Annotated in this window: 16 protein-coding genes and 1 other RNA gene; 5 read left to right on the plus strand and 12 right to left on the minus strand. The window is 39.1% G+C overall.

The window, feature by feature from the left end; translation table 11 throughout:
• Positions 1-2: 2 nt before the first annotated feature.
• Positions 3-746: a molybdate ABC transporter substrate-binding protein gene (gene modA / locus LPB86_RS18170; RefSeq protein ID WP_230692830.1), complete on the minus strand. Its 744-nt coding sequence runs from the start codon at positions 744-746 to the stop codon at positions 3-5.
• A 25-nt stretch (positions 747-771) separates the two neighbouring features.
• Positions 772-1,041, minus strand: a complete 270-nt coding sequence (locus LPB86_RS18175; RefSeq protein WP_230692831.1) for a UBP-type zinc finger domain-containing protein — start codon at positions 1,039-1,041, stop codon at positions 772-774.
• Positions 1,042-1,163: 122 nt separating this feature from the next.
• Between LPB86_RS18175 and LPB86_RS18180 the strand changes: the two genes are divergently transcribed.
• The gene (locus tag LPB86_RS18180) at positions 1,164-1,370 is read left to right on the plus strand and encodes a hypothetical protein (protein ID WP_230692832.1); all 207 of its coding nucleotides are present in this window, start codon (positions 1,164-1,166) and stop codon (positions 1,368-1,370) included.
• On the opposite strand, the gene rpiA is transcribed toward LPB86_RS18180, so the two are convergent.
• From rpiA to LPB86_RS18205, 5 genes are read right to left on the minus strand one after another with little or no spacing between them, the layout of a single operon-like run.
• Entirely contained in the window at positions 1,367-2,065 is a 699-nt protein-coding gene (gene rpiA, locus LPB86_RS18185; RefSeq protein WP_230692833.1) for a ribose-5-phosphate isomerase RpiA, read from the minus strand. The two genes, LPB86_RS18180 and rpiA, sit on opposite strands and share 4 nt — an antisense overlap.
• Positions 2,066-2,106: 41 nt before the next feature.
• The gene (locus tag LPB86_RS18190; RefSeq protein ID WP_230692834.1) at positions 2,107-3,717 is read right to left on the minus strand and encodes a Na+/H+ antiporter; all 1,611 of its coding nucleotides are present in this window, start codon (positions 3,715-3,717) and stop codon (positions 2,107-2,109) included.
• A 5-nt stretch (positions 3,718-3,722) separates the two neighbouring features.
• Positions 3,723-4,358, minus strand: a complete 636-nt coding sequence (locus tag LPB86_RS18195) for an SCO family protein (protein ID WP_230692835.1) — start codon at positions 4,356-4,358, stop codon at positions 3,723-3,725.
• Positions 4,359-4,802: a hypothetical protein gene (locus tag LPB86_RS18200; protein WP_230692836.1), complete on the minus strand. Its 444-nt coding sequence runs from the start codon at positions 4,800-4,802 to the stop codon at positions 4,359-4,361.
• Positions 4,792-5,814, minus strand: a complete 1,023-nt coding sequence (locus LPB86_RS18205) for a beta-ketoacyl-ACP synthase III (RefSeq protein WP_230692837.1) — start codon at positions 5,812-5,814, stop codon at positions 4,792-4,794. The genes LPB86_RS18200 and LPB86_RS18205 overlap by 11 nt, the downstream gene beginning before the upstream one ends.
• Before the next feature lie 99 nt (positions 5,815-5,913).
• Between LPB86_RS18205 and LPB86_RS18210 the strand changes: the two genes are divergently transcribed.
• The 4 genes from LPB86_RS18210 (at position 5,914) to LPB86_RS18225 (ending at position 8,980) form a co-directional block, all read left to right on the plus strand.
• Positions 5,914-6,366, plus strand: a complete 453-nt coding sequence (locus tag LPB86_RS18210) for a cytochrome c (protein ID WP_230692838.1) — start codon at positions 5,914-5,916, stop codon at positions 6,364-6,366.
• A gap of 81 nt (positions 6,367-6,447) precedes the next feature.
• Positions 6,448-7,092 carry a hypothetical protein gene (locus LPB86_RS18215; RefSeq protein WP_230692839.1) on the plus strand — a complete coding sequence of 215 codons (645 nt, stop codon included), beginning with the start codon at positions 6,448-6,450 and terminating at the stop codon, positions 7,090-7,092.
• Between the two features lie 29 nt (positions 7,093-7,121).
• Positions 7,122-7,503, plus strand: an RNA gene (gene rnpB, locus LPB86_RS18220) — RNase P RNA component class A.
• Between the two features lie 70 nt (positions 7,504-7,573).
• Positions 7,574-8,980 carry a sigma-54 dependent transcriptional regulator gene (locus LPB86_RS18225; protein WP_230692840.1) on the plus strand — a complete coding sequence of 469 codons (1,407 nt, stop codon included), beginning with the start codon at positions 7,574-7,576 and terminating at the stop codon, positions 8,978-8,980.
• Between the two features lie 106 nt (positions 8,981-9,086).
• Here LPB86_RS18225 and LPB86_RS18230 read toward each other — a convergent pair whose 3' ends face one another.
• From LPB86_RS18230 to gatB, 5 genes are all read right to left on the minus strand, one after another.
• Positions 9,087-10,475 (minus strand): chloride channel protein, encoded by a 1,389-nt coding sequence (locus LPB86_RS18230; RefSeq protein ID WP_230692841.1) that lies wholly within the window; start codon positions 10,473-10,475, stop codon positions 9,087-9,089.
• Positions 10,476-10,487: 12 nt separating this feature from the next.
• Entirely contained in the window at positions 10,488-11,210 is a 723-nt protein-coding gene (locus tag LPB86_RS18235) for an RluA family pseudouridine synthase (protein ID WP_230692842.1), read from the minus strand.
• A 69-nt stretch (positions 11,211-11,279) separates the two neighbouring features.
• On the minus strand, positions 11,280-11,969 hold the full coding sequence (locus tag LPB86_RS18240; RefSeq protein ID WP_230692843.1) for a response regulator transcription factor: 690 nt from the start codon (positions 11,967-11,969) through the stop codon (positions 11,280-11,282).
• Between the two features lie 99 nt (positions 11,970-12,068).
• Positions 12,069-13,187, minus strand: a complete 1,119-nt coding sequence (locus LPB86_RS18245) for a TlpA disulfide reductase family protein (RefSeq protein ID WP_230692844.1) — start codon at positions 13,185-13,187, stop codon at positions 12,069-12,071.
• Positions 13,188-14,651, minus strand: coding sequence for an Asp-tRNA(Asn)/Glu-tRNA(Gln) amidotransferase subunit GatB (gatB, locus tag LPB86_RS18250; RefSeq protein ID WP_230692845.1), 1,464 nt, complete (start codon positions 14,649-14,651; stop codon positions 13,188-13,190).
• Positions 14,652-14,765: the final 114 nt, after the last annotated feature.

The raw sequence follows: 14,765 nt of genomic DNA on the forward strand, positions 1-14,765 counted from the left end.
GATTATACTCCATATCCATACTGTTTAAAAATCGATTTAGCTGCAGGAGAAAAAAGATAATCATAAAACTTCCTGCTATTTAAATAACTGCCGGATTTGGCATGTTTAAGCAAAACACATCCCTGCCGTATGGGCTTATAAGCAGATTTATCTATTCTGAGCCATTTCAGCTGCGTACCCTCTGGCATTTCATACACCAGCGATTCTGTTGTAAAACCCAGTTCGACTACTTTTTTAACAATATAGGTGTTTACCTGATTGATACTTTCACCAAAAACGAGCTGCCCTGAAATTGCTTTATATAATTTAAAATGGTTTAATGCCTCTTCCGCAGCTTTTCCATAAGGAGCAGTTTTTGGATTTGCTACTGCAAATTTCACTATGGTAGCGGTAGAAACAATCTTTTTCCAGTTTCTGACATCAGCCCCACTAGCAGAACAAACAATTAAACTTCCGGTCGCATATTCACGAGGTTTAGATAAAGCAAAACCCCTATTATAAATGAGTTCAGTAAATTCCATATCAGCAGAAAGGAATACATCATAAGGAGCACCGCTCTGGATCTGAGAACTTAATTTGCCTGATGAGCCGCTAATGATCTCTACAGTAACTCCCGTTTTATGCTCAAAATCTGCCTTAAGCTTTTGCAATACGAATTGTGCATTCGCTGCAACAGCCACCCTAACGGTTTGGGCCTGAACTGAAAAGCCTATAAATAGAATTATGACTCCTAACTGCAGTTTCAATTTACACATTTTTCAGTCCTTAAATTTAATATTCCGCAAATGTTTCGTCCACAAAACACCATAACCATCGCTCTCCGGGCTCCGAAGAAATAATTACCGGATGCTTAGATTGATGAAAATGTGCAGTCATGTGTTTCAATGGCGACTGATCACAGCAAAGCGTTACTCCGCATGTTTGGCAGGTCCTTAAATGTACCCATCCACTATTGACTTTAACACATTCTTCGCAAACCAGTTCACTGGCTAATTTAAGCTCCTTTATTGAGCTGAGGTGATCGCAAAGCTGATTATCCATACTTTAATATTACAAGATACCGAAAATAAACATTTAATCTGTAGCCAGGGAATTAAATCCGATTATATTAAAAACAAGCTAAGCGCAGTTAATGTTAACCTCTATATAAATAAAATAAAATTATGATTACTCCAGAAAACGAGGCTGCATTTGACAATGAAGATCAAAAAAGTCAGCAAGATATCCAGTCAGATGGTATCGAAGTTACTCCTCAGTCAGAAGAAGATAGAAATGCATCAGATATTGACAAGCTAAATCAGGCCGATAGAGCTTCAGAAGCTTCTTATACCCTTGATGTTGACAGAGGTATTGCCCCAGAGAAAGATTAATTCCCTGAATAAATGATGGCCTCAGCTCCTTTGCCCATGATCACCATTGCCGTTAGGTTGATGAAAAGTCCATGGGCAAGGACACCATCAATCTGATTTAGACTATTAGCTAGATCAGCGGGATTAGTAATCAATCCAAAATCAGCATCTACTATATAATTTTGGTTGTCGGTTACAAATGGCGTTTGATCTTCTTTATTTCTCAGCTTTCCTTTTCCATTCAATTGAGCAAGTTTCCTAAGTACATAATTTAAGGCCAACGGTACTACTTCAACAGGGACAGTAAATTTTCCAAGCAACTCAACTTTTTTTCCAGAATCAGCAATGATAATCTCTTTATCCGTTAAAGAGGCTACAATTTTTTCCCTAAATAATGCGCCACCACCACCTTTTATCAGCTGCAGACTTTCTGTAAATTCATCAGCCCCATCTATAGTGATGTCTATACGCTGCACATCATTCATCTCAAGCAACTCAATACCCATATTGACAGCAAGTTCTGCGGTTTTTTCAGAAGTGGCAACTCCTTTAATTTTAAGCCCCTCTTTTACCAGCAAAGCAATTTCCTGAAGCACAAAAAAAGCTGTAGACCCTGTGCCAAGTCCAACAATATCGTTGGCCTTGATATATTTTACAGCGGCCTTTGCAGCAACCTGCTTTTCCAGGTCTTTATTTAATGTGGGTTTTGTATCCATCCTATCTTTGTTTATGTTACAAATTAGTTAAAATAAATCTATTAAAAAACAGGACTAATTTTGGCTTCATTGAAATCTATCTGATTTTCCTGATGCCGTATCTCTTCATCACTAAATTTCTTTTCTTTGCGCATCTTATAAAGCTCTTGTCGCTGAACCGCATAAATATCCAGCAATACACGATGGTAGCGTTTAATCTCTTCCTTCTGCGTCTCGTCGCATTCCAGAGAAGCCAGCTTTTGTTCAGCAATAACTGCATCGCTTTGCAATTGATTTTTCAGGAAACTGACCAGCTCGTTCTCCTCTACCGCAGCGGCATGCTTTTCTTCAAGCCTTTTAATGGCCGTATTCATCAAGCGGATTTGAATGGCAGCTTCCTGCTCCTCTGCAGGTAAAAAGTCGCTGGTGTCTTTAATTCTGACCCACTTTATAACCATGGGCAAAGTCAGGCCCTGAAAAACCAGGGTAACCAGGATAACAATAAAAGTAACCAAAATGATTAAACTCCGATGGGGAAATGCTTGTCCATTATCAAGCAAAATAGGAACAGATAACGCCGATGCAAGAGAAACAACACCTCTCATACCAGCCCATCCAATAATCGTAGCCCCTTTCCATAAAGGATTATGAGGATCTGTTTTTTTAGTGATTCCAAACCAGCTTGGCACGTAAGAAAACACCAAAACATACAACAATCTTATTATAATCGTAACCAGACTTATAATGAGACCATATTTAATGGCTTCCGTTATCGAATACTCATCCATGTCCTCAATAATAGCCGGAAGCTCAAGTCCAATTAATATAAAGACCAGTCCGTTAAGGATAAAAACCAAAGTTGCCCATACATTAATGGTTTGTAATCTGGAGTTCCCGGTTGCAAAAATTTCATGAGAGCGATAAGACAGAAATAGACCGCCACTTACCACTGCCATTACACCCGAAAAGTGGAAATGCTCAGCTACAATGTACATAAAATAAGGGCTTATTAAAGTTAACGCAGCATCTATACTTGGTGTTGTAGGTAAAAAACGATGTACCACATACATCACATGCGCAATGGCCAAACCAATTACAATACCCATGGCTGTAACGATAAAAAACTGACCTGTAGCATTTGAAAAAGAGAATGCACCAGATACCACCGCAACCAGGGCAAATCTAAATACAATTAAACTTGAAGCATCATTGATGAGGCTCTCACCTTCCAGTATGGTAGATAGCCGCCCGGGAATTTTCAGATGTTTTAAAACAGAATTTGCAGCCACAGCATCCGGTGGCGAAATAATGCCCCCCAATAAAAAACCCAGTGCAAATGTAAAACCTGGGATCAATGACGAAGAAAGGAAAGCCACAATGGTGGAAGTCAGGAAAACAAGACCAAAAGCAAGCATCCCAATAGGTCTCCTCCAGCGCCAGAACTGGTTCCACGATGTATACCAGGCCGCCTCATATAGCAAAGGCGGGAGAAACAAAAGGAAAATAAGTTCCGGTTCCACATCCACCTTGGGAATACCTGGTATAAAGCTAATCCCAAGACCCGCCAGTACTAAAAAGATCGGATAAGAAACCTTAAGCTTTTGGGCAACCATAATGAGCAGAAATACCGCAAAAAGAAGAGAGAGCACCAATAAAATGTATTCCGGATTCATTGCTGTTACTTTTTGTATTCCTCCAGCAGGGTATCCATATCCGCCATCAGTTTTTGTACATCTGTATCCAGCGTACCATCATAGGCACCTCTAATGCGTTTTTCTTTATCCACTAAAATTAAATATCCCTGGTGTATAAAACCACCCGGACCAGTTTTGTCTTCTTTTACAGCAACAAGGTAATTGCGCTCAGCAATTGCATACGTATCTTCCTTTTTACCCCAAAGAAACTCCCATTGTGTTCCTTTAATCCCCAATTTATCTGCATATGCCTTTAAACGGGATGGCGTATCATATTTTACATCTATGGTATGCGAAGCCAATTTAACCTCAGGATTATTTTCGTATTTTTTATACACCTTCAACAAATTTCGGTGCATCGTAGGGCAAATTGTAGGGCAGGAAGTAAAAAAGAAATCCGCCACATAAATTTTACCCTTAAAAGCATCTTCTGTTACCGTAGCGCTATCCTGGTTTAAAAATTTAAACGAAGGAATTGTCCTGTAAGTAGTATCCGCCACAGTTTTACCATCTACCTGGTTTTCGGTAATTTCTTGCTGCAGGAAGGGCAAACGTTTGGGTTCATCGTTACAACTTGCCAATAAAAGAAAAGCTGCCGCTACATAACTAAAGTTCTTCATTTATTTTTTAAATTTATGTAAATACACATCAGATGATTTAAGTTCTGCTTTATACATACTGTCAATACTGGCTATCTTTAATTTCTCTGCCATAAAATATTTTACAGCCTGCTCATTTGACTTTCCTGTAACATCCGGTTCAAACTCATGCATCCAGGTATTCATTGCCTCTTCTGCCCTAGCCAGGTTCAAACTCACCATTCTTAAAGTATCTTGCGCGGCTATAGTATCCAGATCAGGAAATTTAATTTTAAGTGCAGATAGATTTCCCAGCAAAGTATCAGCCTTCATTTGATTGTCAACTATTCTGCTTTGGTCTGCCATTACTACATCATGAAGTTTCATCACCTCATCTCTTGAAACTTTATAGTCCGTTTGCTGAATACAAGAAATTATAGCTGCGGCAAGTAGGATACCGCAAAAAAACTTCAATTTAGTCTTCATTTTCAGATGTTTTATGACGCAATTTACCCCATTTCAAATAAGTAGCACCCCAGGAAAAACCAGCTCCAAAGGCAGTTAAAATCATATTATCACCTGCCTTAAAATCTTTCTGGTAATCCCATAAACATAACGGTATAGTAGCCGCCGTGGTATTTCCATACCGGTCAATATTTATCTTTACCTGTTCTGCTGACAATCCCAAATTATCACCCACAGCCTGAATGATCCTCAAATTAGCCTGATGTGGAACCAAATGGTCAATTTGACTGCTCTGCAAATGGTTGGCTTTTAAGATCTCATTACAGGTATCCGTCATACCCTGAATTGCAGCCTTAAACACTACACGTCCATCCTGACGTACATAATGAAGCTTTTGGTCCAGTGTCTCCTGCGAAGCTGGATTTTTAGATCCGCCAGCAGTAACAATTAAATTTTCTTTGCCACTTCCGTCAGTTCTGAAAAAACTATCCATCAGCCCAAACTCTTCCTCTGTTTTTTCCAGTAATACCGCTCCTGCGCCATCGCCGAACAAGATGCAAGTGTTACGATCGGTATAGTTTACGATCGAGCTATTTTTATCAGCACCAATTACCACCACCTTTTTACTCCTGCCGCTTTCAATCATACTTGCACCTAAAGTAAGTGCATATAGAAATCCACTACAGGCTGCGTTAGTATCAATACCCCAGGCATTTTTTAAACCTGCTTTCTCGCAAACCATACTACCGGTAGATACCATCACATAATCAGGAGTTGAAGTAGAAACAATAACACAGTCAATTTCATCAGGTTGCACATTTCCATCTTCCATTAAACGCAGTAATGCCAGCGTCGCCATATCAGAAGTAGCAATGTTTGGATCTTTAACAATTCTTCTTTCCTTTATTCCTGTTCTCGAAACAATCCATTCACTATTAGTGTCCACCAGTTCTTCCAAATCATGGTTAGTTAAAATGGTATCAGGAACGTACCCTCCCAAAGCTGTTATCACAGCATTATATCTTGTTCTCATTAAGTAATTCAAATACGGTGGGCAAAATTAGTAAATATTTACAGCTACGTTACACTTATTTTTAATAGTACCTTAACTTTGCCGCCATATCTAAAACACATGAACGGTAATTGGCATTTAAAAATAAGTTCCCGCAGTTTACTCATCCTTACCGGTTTCATGCTTTCCATTTCCATCATGCTCTATTCCTGCCAAAATGCAGCGCAACTACAGCAAGATATATATTATACCAACGGACGTGATTTGTATATTAAACATTGCCAAAACTGTCATGGCAGCAAAGCTGAAGGATTTGGTGCATTGACTCCCCCACTTACAGATTCTACCTATTTAAAAGCAAATAAAAGCAAACTGGCTTGTCTTATAAAGAATGGCATAAGTGGCCCAATCCGCATCCATAACAAAGATTACAATGACAAAATGCCCGGATTTCCTGGCCTTGCCAATATCGATATTGCACAACTCATTGTATTTGTTACCAATGCGCACGGTAACCATCAGGGTATGTACACTACAGATCAGGTGACTACCGATCTAAATAACTGCGAATAAAGCACATACTTCGGGTGTTAAAATTGTTGCATTATAATTCACAAGATTATTCTATACTTGTTTAAACACAAATTAAACATCATGAAAGCAGCATTTTTAATACTAGCCGGTCTGTTTGCGGTTACCGCAGCCCCTGCACAGCAAATTTACAACCATCCGGATTTGAAAGATATCATTAAATCTCAAAAGCGGATTGCCATTTTACCTTTTAACACCAGGATAAGCTATAAAACACAGCCACGTAGTTTTGATCCCTGGGCAAACAGAACAAAAGAATTGGATGTAGCCAGTACCGTTCAGTCCAGCCTATATACATTTTTATTAGATCGGGGCACTAAAAACAGGGTTAGCTTTCAGGACGTTGATGAAACCAATCTTTTACTCAAAAAGGCTGGAATGGCCGACAGCCTATTTAACTTTAGCAATGCAGATATAATTAAAACATTAGGCGTAGATGCAATTATCGGTGGCAAATATGAAATTGAGCACATCAGGACAGATACCGACTATTCCAGGCCAAAAAGAAACGACAGCACCTCAACGGCTACAAATACGCCATTTATATCAGGCTCAGCAATACTTACAATTACCATTAACGATGCTTCAAACAATGGGCTATTGTGGCGATATTATAACAGTGCCACAGATTATTCCGTATGGTCTACTAAAGACCTGCTGGACCAAATCGTAAAAAAAGCATCCCGTAATCTACCGTATACTAAATAGGCCACCTTTTTTTATATCTTTGCTTTGAAAATGCAAGCCGTTCTATCGCTGTTCTGATTTATCAGGAGAGAGGAAAGTCCGGGCAACATAGAGCATCCCGCTTCCTAACGGGAAGAGGTTTGGGAATGAATACCCAAATTATGGAAAGTGCCGCAGAAAATATACCGCCGATGGCCCTTGTAGCACAGGTAAGGTTGAAATTGTGAGGTAAGAGCTCACAAATTTTCCGGGCGACCGGAGAGTTGGTAAACCCCGGGAGTTGAAAGACCAAATAGGCTAACGCATGTAGGGCTGCTCGTCCGATGTTAGTGGGTAGGTCGTTAGAGATAAATGGCAACGTTTATAGTAGATTAATGATAGAAGTCCTGAGCAATCAGGATACAGAACCCGGCTTACAGGCTTGCATTTTTCTTATTTTATCTTTAATTTGATAAAAGTAAATATATTAGCACTTAAATAATAAATACCAGTACAGTAAACTATGGCAAAATTATTAATAATTGATGATGAGAGGGCGATTAGAAGTACGCTACGAGAAATTTTAGAGTATGAAAATTATGAAGTCGATGATATTGATAATGGTATTGATGGCCTGGAGCTCATCAAAAAGAAAAAGTTTGATTTAGTACTGTGCGACATTAAAATGAATAAGATGGACGGTCTTGAAGTGCTTGAACTGGCACTGGCACACAGCCCAGACCTCCCTTTTATCATGATTTCCGGACATGGAACAGTAGAAACTGCAATAGAGGCCAGTAAAAAAGGTGCCTTTGATTTTATCTCCAAACCACCTGATCTTAACCGCTTACTTATTACGGTTAGAAATGCACTGGACAGAGGAACATTAGTTACAGAAACTAAAGTACTCAAAAGAAAGGTCAGCAAGACTAGAGATATTCTTGGTAAATCAGATGGAATTGGAAAAATTAAAGAAACCATCGAGCGTGTGGCACCTACCGATGCCCGTGTACTTATCACGGGAGCCAATGGTAGTGGAAAAGAACTTGTGGCCCGTTGGTTACATGAAAAATCCAATCGTGCAGATTACCCTTTAATAGAGGTAAATTGTGCAGCCATTCCATCAGAACTTATAGAAAGCGAACTTTTCGGGCACGAGAAAGGATCATTCACCTCTGCGGTAAAACAACGGATAGGAAAATTTGAACTGGCCAATGGTGGTACGCTATTTTTAGATGAAATTGGCGATATGAGTCTTTCAGCACAGGCAAAAGTATTGCGTGCTTTACAGGAGCATAAGATAAGTCGTGTAGGTGGCGAAAAAGAATTGGAAGTAAATGTCCGTGTACTTGCTGCAACCAATAAAGACCTTTTAAAAGAAATAGAAGACGGTAATTTCCGTATGGACTTATACCATAGGCTAAATGTAATTAATATTCATGTTCCCCATTTAACAGAACGCATTGAAGATATTCCTGTAATTGCTGAAAACTTTTTAGATGAAATCTGTAAAGATTATGGCATACCAGTTAAAAAAATCAGTGATGCTGGTATGGTTGCTTTGCAATCCTTACCATGGACCGGTAACGTGAGAGAGCTGCATAACATGATTGAACGTTTGATTATTTTAAGTGATAAAACAATTACAGAACATGATGTGATAGCCTTTGCAAATCCAGGCGGAGGCACAAATATTGGTGCGGCAAATCACCAGCAAGTTACAGCCAATACTTCATCTTCAGCTGTTAATTACGACAAGTTCAGTAATTTTCAGGACTATAAAGATCATGCAGAAAAAGAGTTCATCAAATTTAAACTCGAAAAAAACAATTGGAATGTTTCTAAGACTGCTGATGATATTGACATCCAACGCAGCCATTTGTACAGCAAAATCGAGAAATTTGGCTTGAAGAGAGTCGCGGAATCATAAATAGTTTACACTTTGTAACCGTCATCTCGACAGAGCGCAGCGACGAGAGATCTGTTTTTACATGTTAAATGGATCTCTCCTATCGTCGAGATGACGATATTATTTCTCAATACGACGAACCTTTTTTATTCCATTTCAATAAAGCCCTGTGTCCGCCACTTTCAGCCAATGGTTTGGTGTAAATAGAGTACTTGTTCTTGCTCCTGTTAATCAGGTAAGCAATAGCTGAGGTGATCATTAACGGTACCATTAACACATATCCACCTGTAATCTCCGCAATTAAAAAAATACCGGTTAAAGGCGCATGCATAATGGCACTTAAAGATGCTGCCATTCCCGCCACTATAAAATTAGCCACGTTCACCTGCGCAAAGCCTAAGGTATTAATGGTGTAAGCCAAAACAAAACCTATCAATCCGCCCATAATTAAACTTGGGGCAAAGATACCGCCGTTTCCACCGGCACTAAGTGTAACAAGCGTAGCGGCAGACTTTGCAAAAACAGTCACAATGGTAAATAATATAATTACCCAGGGCAAAGTACTGTAACCAGAGAATATACTATTACTTACCACAGAACTATAACTCCCACTCAGTAAATTTTTAATGGTAATGTAACCCTCGCCATACAAAGTAGGAAATAAAAATACCATCCCGCCAAGCAAAGTACCACCTACCAATACTTTATAATAAGGATGCTTAATTTTATAAAAAGTCTTTTTTATAAAATAATAAGCTTTATTAAAATAGATAGAAAACAGCCCTATCAAAATTGCGAGTAAGACGTACCATATCAATGCGTTAAACTTCCATCCCTCGGTTACCAGAAAAAATAATTGTTCATTATAAAAAAGTCTTGCTATAACAGCTGCTGTTGCCGAAGCCAGCAATAATGGGATAAAAGAAGGAATCGTAAATTCCGGTAATAAAATCTCAATCGCAAAAACAATTCCGGCTATCGGACTATTAAATGCCCCTGCAATCCCTGCCGCAGCGCCACAGGCCAGCAACATCGTAGTTTCTCTATAAGACAGCCCCAAAAAACGGCCAACTACAGATCCTATACCTGCACCACTGGTCACAATGGGTGCTTCCAAACCCGTAGACCCACCAAAACCCACAGTCAATGCGGCAGTAATGATCTGCGAATAGATATTATGAGATTCTACCTTGCTAGACTTTTTGGATATCGTAAAAAGTAAAGGCGTAAGTCCTGTTTCAAACGTACCCTTTCTGATAAAACGTCTAACATACAATACTGAAAGCAAAATACCGATGAGCGGGAAAACAAGGAACAGGTAATATTTGTACTGCCAATGAAAACCACTTTGTAAAAAATCCTCAATGTGATGTGTAAGGGCTTTTAATAAAGATGCTGCCAATCCGGCCAATACCCCTACCACAAGTGCAGCAACAATCAAAAAGTTCCTGTTAGATATTTTAGTCCTCCTGTACTTATTGATTGCGTCTACATAATTAGCCAATTTTACATACATGTCCTTGATTTTCTAACTATCAAATTTATCCAGCAGCTTTATCAGCGTTGCAAAATCTTTAGGATAAGGTGCCTCTATTTCAATATCATTACCATCCATCCCCTTAAACACTAAATGCTTTGCATGTAATGCAAAACGTTTCATGATGGGGAGCTCCTCCTCATCTTTAGATAAGCGGTATCCCTTTTTAATGCTAGATAAAAACACTGGCTTTCCCCTGTACATGTCGTCACCAACAATAGCGGCACGCTGAGTAGCAAGGTGAATTCGGATCTGGTGCATTCTACCCGTAATGGGTTTGCACTCCACCAGTGTATAATGTCTGTAAAATTTGATGGAATTAAAGATGGTTTCTGCACGTTTACCTTCTTTACGATCTATGGTTACACTTTTATTACCATCATTTAAAATAGGCAAATCAATAAATAACTCTTCAAAAGTAAACTGACCATCAACAACAGCATGATAGGTTTTCTTAACCTTCCGTTTTTCGAACTGCATAGATACAGAACGGTAAGCTTCAGGGTTCTTGGCAATAATAATTGCGCCAGAAGTTTCTTTATCTAATCGGTGACAAACTTGTGCATCTGCACTGTACTGTTTAGCAAGACGAAGGATATTTACTTCTCCGGAGCCGCCACGTTCATCCAGAGAGGCTACAAATGGCGGCTTATTAACAACAATATGATCATGATCTTCAAACAAGATCAAATCTTTAAAGGAAGGATATTTCAAGGATATAAATTTAAAACTCTACAAAAGTACAATTTCATATCTTAATCCATGAACTACCGGGACAAATGATTAAGAAAGTTCAAATTTATAGCCTACGCCTTTTACAGTAGCTACGTAACTTTCACCTAATTTTTCCCTTAATTTACGAATGTGCACGTCTATAGTCCGGTTGGTTACCACTACAGAGTCTTCCCAAATGTTCTTCAGAATAGATTCCCTTGTGTAAACCTTGCCTGGTTTAGAGGCCAGCAAGTAAAGCAATTCAAATTCCTTTTTAGCCAAAACAACCTTCTTTCCATCCTGGTATACCAAATAAGCTTCCCTGTCAATTACCAGGTCACCAATTTCCACTTTATTTTCAGAAATCTCATCGTTGCTTACATTCCTTCTCAAAATTGCATTGATACGGCTCACCAGTGCACGTGGTTTAATAGGCTTAGCAATATAATCGTCGGCACCAACATTAAATCCGGCAATCTCAGAATATTCTTCACTGCGGGCAGTTAAAAAAACCATAAAAGTATTTTTAAATTCAGGTATAGCACGCATTAACCTGCAAGCCTCAATGCCATCCATTTTAGGCATCATAATATCCAGGATAATTAAATCCGGATGAACTTTTTTAGCCAGCGCAATCCCCTCTTGTCCGTTATTTGCCACAAAAACCTGATAACCTTCTTTCTTAAGGTTGTATTCAACTAATTCTAAAATATCCGGTTCATCGTCAACAATTAATATTTTCTGTTTTACACCACTCATAGCATTTAAATATTTGTTACGAAAATAGACATAAAGATGAACGTTCAGGTTAAAGCAAGGTTAACAAATTGTTAACAGCACTTATTTTTTAACATGAACTTACAATTTTGGTAAACTCTTGTTTAAAAAGGACTGTAAGTCTGCTGCTCTTAAATTTTTTGCAATGATTTTTCCTGATGGATCAATCAGGAAAGAAGCAGGAATAGCTTCAACCTGAAACAACTTAACAGAAGGGCCATCAAAGTCCTGAAGTTCACCTGCATGCGTCCAGGTTAAACCGTCAGTCTGTATGGCCTGTTTCCATTGTTTGGGATCTTTATCAAGAGAAACACTAAGAATGGTAAAGTTTCTGTCTTTATAATTTTTGTAAGCCTGAACTACATTTGGATTTTCTTCCCGGCAAGGCCCACACCAGGATGCCCAGAAATCAAGCAATACATATTTACCCTTAAAGTCTGAAAGTTTGATATTTTTTCCTTCTATCGTATTTATGGTAAAATCTGGCGCAATCGCACCTGTTTGAACGCTTTTTAACTTAGCCATGCGCGTTAAGAACTCCACCACTGCAGCATTTTTCCCAAATGTACTGCCAATCTTATCCGAATAGGCAATCATCTCCTTTTCATAAACAGAAGGATTGAGTAAATTAATGGCATAAAAACCCGTCAGCGTAGTTGGGTTATCCTGTGCAAATTTCAATATTGCAGCATCTAGTTGCTCTGCTTCTTTTGTATAACCAGGCATCAAACGTTCAATAATCTGCTGTCTTTTGGCTGGCTCCTTTGCTACCTGATCATCAAACAACTGTTTAATTTCGGCAAGTTTCTGGATGTGCTTATTTTTCGTCGTATTCAAATCCTGAAGTTTATCAGCCTCCTCCGCACCAGAAAGACTATAATGCATATCTTTATCGTCTAAATCAGCATTAAGTTGAATACGGTCGCCATTCTTAGCAATAATCATATATTCATTTGAACCGACGGTAACTTTAAAAAAGTCTACCCCTTCAGTTTCGTGTTTGAATTTAAATTCACCTTTATCAGATAAAACTGTAGAATCCAGAGGTATTGGATTTGCCTTATCCATGGCAAAAAGATATACTTTAGCCTGCGGGGCAGAATGCTCAAAAGCACCTTCTAGTATAAATTTATCCTCGTTGGCACATCCTCCAAATAGCAATGCAGCCATCAAAACAGCTCCAAATCTCTTCATCATCATTTATTTAAGTTTTTCCTCCAGCAACGCACTTACCTTTTGAGGGTCAGCTTTGCCTTTTGCAAGCTTAATCACTTCACCAACAAACAAGCCTAGTACCCCTTTTTTACCTTTTTTATAAGCTTGCACCTGAGCCGCATACTTTTCCAATACCTGGTCGGCAAAAACACTAAGTTCGTCTACGTTATCCTCAATAAGTAAATTCATTTCCTCAGCAAGGGCAAATACATTTCCTCCATCACCTTTCATCAGCGCAGGCAAAAGCTGCTGTAACGCCACTTGCTGGGTAATTTTCTTATCGTCAACGAGGTTAACAACCGCGGCAAACTGCGTCGCAGTTAGGTTAATGTCTTTTATCAATATCCCTTTTTCATTTAACATCGCCCTTACAGGACCAACCAACCAGTTTACAAGGCTCTTTGGCGTTTTTACGTCCAGAAGTGTAGCATTAAAAAAGGACAACAAATCAGTATCTTCAGCAAGAATTACCGCATCAGAAAGCGACACACCTAAATCTTTCATTAGCTGTTCCGTAATCGCTCTTGGTAAGGCTGGCATTCCAGCTTTAAGTTCCAACAGCCATTCGTCTGATATGGATACAGGAGGGAGATCAGGATCAGGAAAATAACGGTAGTCATTTGCCATTTCCTTAGTTCGCATAGGCGAAGTAGTACCCTGTTCAGCATCAAAATTTAAAGTACTCTGTACAATCGCCCCTCCGCTCAACACCAGCTCTTTCTGTCTGATGTATTCAAAATCCATAGCACGGCGAACATTACGGATAGAATTCAGGTTTTTCACCTCACACCGTGTGCCAAATTCAGTGCTGCCTGCTTCACGGATGGAAATATTCGCATCGCAGCGCAAGCTCCCCTCTTCCATATTGCCATCACTAACATTTAAATGCCGAACCAGCTTTCTCATTTCAGTTAGCAATACCGAAGCTTCTTCAGCACTCCTGATATCCGGTTCAGTAACAATTTCTATCAAAGGTACACCCGCCCGGTTTAAGTCTACAAAAGAATACTGCTCATCCTGATCGTGCATACTCTTTCCCGCGTCCTCTTCCAGGTGTATTCTGTTGATACCGATCCTGCGTTCCGTACCATCGCTAAGCGTCAAATCGATATAACCATTCTTACAAATAGGCTCATTGTCCTGAGTAATCTGATAACCCTTTGGCAAATCCGCATAAAAGTAATTTTTACGGTCAAAGTAGTTCAGCTGATTAATGGTGCAATTTAGGGCTAGTCCCATTCTAACTGCCTTTTCAACCACTGCTTTGTTTAGTTTTGGAAGCGCACCCGGCAAACCCAAAGACACAGCAGAGATGTGTTCGTTTCCACTGGCACCAAAAGAAGCGCTGTCAGAAGAAAATATTTTTGATTTCGTATTTAACTGTACATGAATCTCTAAGCCAGAAACCAATTCAAATTCCGGAACGTCAAGGTTTGTATTTGTACTCATTTATCAGCAATGGATTAAACTTATTATATAGACTACAGTCCTACAAATATAAACCAAATATGTTGACCGCCATGATTAAAACACAATTATCACTTTGGCACAGCATTTGGATTA

It is taken from the genome of Pedobacter sp. MC2016-14 (assembly GCF_020991475.1).
GTDB lineage: Bacteria > Bacteroidota > Bacteroidia > Sphingobacteriales > Sphingobacteriaceae > Pedobacter.

Excerpts from the sequence above, each read along its gene's own strand:
- LPB86_RS18175 (WP_230692831.1), bottom strand. The coding sequence starts at position 1,041 with ATGGATAATCAGCTTTGCGATCACCTCAGCTCAATAAAGGAGCTTAAA.
- LPB86_RS18180 (WP_230692832.1), top strand. The coding sequence starts at position 1,164 with ATGATTACTCCAGAAAACGAGGCTGCATTTGACAATGAAGATCAAAAA.
- rpiA (WP_230692833.1), bottom strand. The coding sequence starts at position 2,065 with ATGGATACAAAACCCACATTAAATAAAGACCTGGAAAAGCAGGTTGCT.
- LPB86_RS18190 (WP_230692834.1), bottom strand. The coding sequence starts at position 3,717 with ATGAATCCGGAATACATTTTATTGGTGCTCTCTCTTCTTTTTGCGGTA.
- LPB86_RS18195 (WP_230692835.1), bottom strand. The coding sequence starts at position 4,358 with ATGAAGAACTTTAGTTATGTAGCGGCAGCTTTTCTTTTATTGGCAAGT.
- LPB86_RS18200 (WP_230692836.1), bottom strand. The coding sequence starts at position 4,802 with ATGAAGACTAAATTGAAGTTTTTTTGCGGTATCCTACTTGCCGCAGCT.
- LPB86_RS18205 (WP_230692837.1), bottom strand. The coding sequence starts at position 5,814 with ATGAGAACAAGATATAATGCTGTGATAACAGCTTTGGGAGGGTACGTT.
- LPB86_RS18210 (WP_230692838.1), top strand. The coding sequence starts at position 5,914 with ATGAACGGTAATTGGCATTTAAAAATAAGTTCCCGCAGTTTACTCATC.
- LPB86_RS18215 (WP_230692839.1), top strand. The coding sequence starts at position 6,448 with ATGAAAGCAGCATTTTTAATACTAGCCGGTCTGTTTGCGGTTACCGCA.
- LPB86_RS18225 (WP_230692840.1), top strand. The coding sequence starts at position 7,574 with ATGGCAAAATTATTAATAATTGATGATGAGAGGGCGATTAGAAGTACG.
- LPB86_RS18230 (WP_230692841.1), bottom strand. The coding sequence starts at position 10,475 with ATGTATGTAAAATTGGCTAATTATGTAGACGCAATCAATAAGTACAGG.
- LPB86_RS18240 (WP_230692843.1), bottom strand. The coding sequence starts at position 11,969 with ATGAGTGGTGTAAAACAGAAAATATTAATTGTTGACGATGAACCGGAT.
- LPB86_RS18245 (WP_230692844.1), bottom strand. The coding sequence starts at position 13,187 with ATGATGATGAAGAGATTTGGAGCTGTTTTGATGGCTGCATTGCTATTT.
- gatB (WP_230692845.1), bottom strand. The coding sequence starts at position 14,651 with ATGAGTACAAATACAAACCTTGACGTTCCGGAATTTGAATTGGTTTCT.